4 protein-coding genes are annotated in these 3,322 nt (G+C 71.4%); 1 reads left to right on the top strand and 3 read right to left on the bottom strand.

Annotation, left to right across the window (positions count from 1 at the left end):
- Positions 1-119: 119 nt before the first annotated feature.
- Positions 120-950: an HAD-IIB family hydrolase gene (locus tag G6017_RS12660; protein WP_182617669.1), complete on the bottom strand. Its 831-nt coding sequence runs from the start codon at positions 948-950 to the stop codon at positions 120-122.
- Positions 947-1,768 carry a 1-acyl-sn-glycerol-3-phosphate acyltransferase gene (locus tag G6017_RS12655; protein ID WP_182617667.1) on the bottom strand — a complete coding sequence of 274 codons (822 nt, stop codon included), beginning with the start codon at positions 1,766-1,768 and terminating at the stop codon, positions 947-949. The genes G6017_RS12660 and G6017_RS12655 overlap by 4 nt, the downstream gene beginning before the upstream one ends.
- 60 nt (positions 1,769-1,828) lie before the next feature.
- On the opposite strand from G6017_RS12655, the gene G6017_RS16880 reads away from it, so the two are divergent.
- Positions 1,829-2,347: a PaaI family thioesterase gene (locus G6017_RS16880; RefSeq protein ID WP_182610534.1), complete on the top strand. Its 519-nt coding sequence runs from the start codon at positions 1,829-1,831 to the stop codon at positions 2,345-2,347.
- A 10-nt stretch (positions 2,348-2,357) separates the two neighbouring features.
- Here G6017_RS16880 and serS read toward each other — a convergent pair.
- A partial coding sequence (gene serS, locus G6017_RS12645; protein ID WP_182610535.1) for a serine--tRNA ligase occupies positions 2,358-3,322 on the bottom strand: 965 nt, incomplete at its 5' end.

Below are 3,322 nucleotides of genomic sequence, written 5' to 3'. Positions count from 1 at the left end.
CTCGCGCGCGCACCGAAGTGCGCGCCAGCGATCATCGCCAGGAGCGGCTGAGCGACCGGGCGGGGCGAGGGCTGTGAGCTGTGGGCTGTGAGCTGTGGGGTGGGAGCTGTGGGGTGGGCTCAGACCCACCAGCGGCGCAGCACGTGCGCCAGCCCCGCCTCGTCGTTGCTCAGCGTGACCTCGTCGGCCGCGGCGTGCACCGACGGGATGGCGTTGCCCATCGCCACGCCGTGGTCCGCCCAACGCAGCATCTCCAGGTCGTTGGGCATGTCACCGAAGGCGACAGTCACCGGGACGGCGGACGGCAGGGCCGTGGAGGCCGCGGTGGCGGCGGCGATCTCGGTCAGGCCGCTGGCCTTGGTCACCCCGCGGGCCGCGAACTCGATCAGCCCGTCGGTCGTGGAGTAGGTGACGTCGGCGAGGTGGTCGACCTCGCCGCGGAGCGCGGCCACCATGTCGGCGCTGGGCACCCCGGGAACCCGCGCCAGCAGTTTGAGGACCGGCGCGGAGAGCACCTCGGCGTGCCCTACCTCCAGGTGTGCGGGATGGATCCAGGCGTGCTCGTAGTCCGGGCTGGCCACGAAGTCGGCGTCCGCCGCGTCGGTGCCCAGCCGCTCGGCCGCGATCCCGCTGTGCGGGAGCCTCCGGCGCAGCACCTCGTCGATCGCGGCGAGAGTGTCCGGTTCGAGCAGCCGGGTGGACAGGAACTCGCCGGTGTCGGTGTCCATGATCACCGCGCCGTTCGCGCAGACCGCGAGCGGTGCGACGGGCAACTGGTCGACGACCTGGTCCAGCCACCTCGGGGGGCGCCCGGTGGCCAGCACGAACGTCGCGCCGTCCGCGACGAGGTCCGCCACGACCGCCCGGTTGGCCGCCGGGATCAGGTCGTCGGTGCCGAGCAGGGTCCCGTCGACGTCCGTGGCGACGAGCAGAGGTCTGGACCGGGTCACGGAGCGTCCGGGCCCGCCGGTCCCTTCGGGGCGTCGGAGGCGTCGGCGGACGGTTCCACGGCCTTCTCCGCCCGTCGGCGCATCCGCTCGGCGTGCTCGGCCTCGTCGAGGGCGGTGGCCTCCTCGAGGGTCGGGGCCGAACCGCCGAGACGGGCCGGGACCCAGTTCGCACCGGGCGGGTACGGGCCGTAGCGCTGCGCGTACTCGTCCTGCAGCCGCTCGAGGGTGGCCTGCATCCGCGAGCGCAGCTCCTCGGTGCACTCCTCCACCGGCTCGTACGCCGGCGTCGGCTCGCCGACCTCCATCATGATCGGCACCTTCGGGCGCAGCAGCTTCTTGGGCAGGCCCTTGGTCCACACCCGCTGCGAGCCCCACAGGGTCACCGTGATGATCGGGACGTCGGCGGCGAGCGCCATCCGCACCGCACCGGACTTGAAGCCCTTGACCTCGAAACTGCGACTGATGGTGGCCTCGGGGAACACGCCCACCAGCTCTCCGGCCTTGAGCCGGTCCACCGCCTCGTCGAACGACGCCTTACCCGCCGTGCGGTCGACCGGGATGTGCTTGAGCTCCCGCATGATCGGCCCGGAGACCTTGTGGTCGAACACCTCGACCTTGGCCATGTAGCGGATGAACCGCTTGTGCAGGCGCGCCGGGATGCCGCCGTAGACGAAGTCGAGGTACCCGGTGTGGTTCATCACCACCACGGCCCCGCCGACCTCGGGGAAGTTGCGCTCGCCGCGCATCGTGATGTCCAGTCCCTGGACTTTGAACATTGTCCGGGCGAACCCGATGATCCCCGTATAGAGCAGCTCCACGGCCCCCAGCGTAGCGGCCCACCCCGGGCGGCGTGATCCGCTGCCGGTAGGTTCGGCGGGGTGGATGACGACGAGCCCTTCGATTCGGTCGACCCCGCGGCGCGCAGTCGCCACTATTCGTGGCCGCCGCTGCCGAGCGAGTCCGAGCGCAGCCCGCACGCGGGGCTGGACGCCCTGCGGGGGATCGTCGACGGCGAGCGTCACCTCTCCCCCGGCGCGCACACCCTCGGCCTGGCACTGACCTCGGCGTCCGATCGCGTGGTCGCCATGACCGCCACACCCGGGGATTGGGCCCTGAACAACGGGGGGACCGTGCACGGCGGGATCGTCTCGGGGTGGGTCGACTCCGCCCTGGGCTACGCCACCGCGACCGTCGTCGACGAGGGCGTGGGCTACAGCACGCTCGACCTGACCGTCCGGTACATCCGCGCGCTCAGGTTGGAGAAGACCCCCGCGACGATCCATGCCGAGGTCGAGCACGTGGGCCGGTCGACGTGCGTCGTGCAGGCCAAGGTCCTCGACACCGACGGTCGGACCTGCGCCAGCGCGAGCGGCGTGATGATGCTCTTCCGGCCCTGAGCCGATCCGGTCAGCGGGGCGGCTCGAGCACGTCCTTGCCGACGAACGGCCGCAGCGCCTCGGGCACGACCACGGAACCGTCCGCCTGCTGGTGGTTCTCCAGGATCGCCACGAGCCAGCGCGTGGTGGCCAGCGTGCCGTTGAGGGTGGCGGCCGTCTGGGGCTTTCCCCCCTCGTCCCGGTAGCGCACCCCCAGCCGGCGGGCCTGGAACGTCGTGCAGTTGGACGTGGACGTGAGCTCCCGGTAGGCACCCTGGGTCGGGACCCACGCCTCGCAGTCGTACTTGCGGGCGGCCGACGACCCCAGGTCCCCACCGGCGATGTCGATCACGCGGAACGGCAGCCCCATGGCCTGCAGCATCTCCTTCTCGAAGCCCAGGAGGCGCAGGTGCTCGGCGTGGGCCTCCTCCGGCTTGCACCAGGAGAACATCTCGACCTTGTCGAACTGGTGCACGCGGATGATGCCGCGGGTGTCCTTGCCGTGGCTGCCGGCCTCACGCCGGAAGCACGAGGACCAGCCGACGTACCGCTTGGGTCCGGCCGACAGGTCCAGGATCTCGCCCTGGTGGTAGCCGGCGAGCGCGACCTCGGAGGTGCCCACCAGGTAGAGGTCGTCGGCCTCGAGCCGGTAGATCTCGTCGGCGTGGGCGCCGAGGAACCCGGTGCCCTGCATGATCTCGGGGCGCACCAGAACGGGCGGGATCATGAGTGTGAAGCCGTTGGCGGTGGCCTTCTGCGCGGCCAACTGCAGCATGCCCAGCTGCAGGAGTGCGCCGTAGCCGGTGAGGAAGTAGAAGCGCGCGCCCGAGACCTTGGCGCCGCGTTCCATGTCCAGCAGCCCCAGACTCTCCCCGAGCTCGAGGTGGTCCCTCGGCTCGAAGTCGAAGCTCGGGATCTCGCCGATCCGCTCGATCTCCACGAAGTCGTCCTCGCCCCCGGCGGGGGTCCCCGCCTCGACGACGTTGGAGAGGAGCC

The organism is Dietzia sp. B44 (assembly GCF_014145245.1).
In the GTDB taxonomy this organism is placed as follows: Bacteria; Actinomycetota; Actinomycetes; order Mycobacteriales; family Mycobacteriaceae; genus Dietzia; species Dietzia natronolimnaea.
The sequence above is the reverse complement of the archived record's forward strand: the minus strand, read 5'-3'. Positions and strand labels throughout refer to the sequence as shown.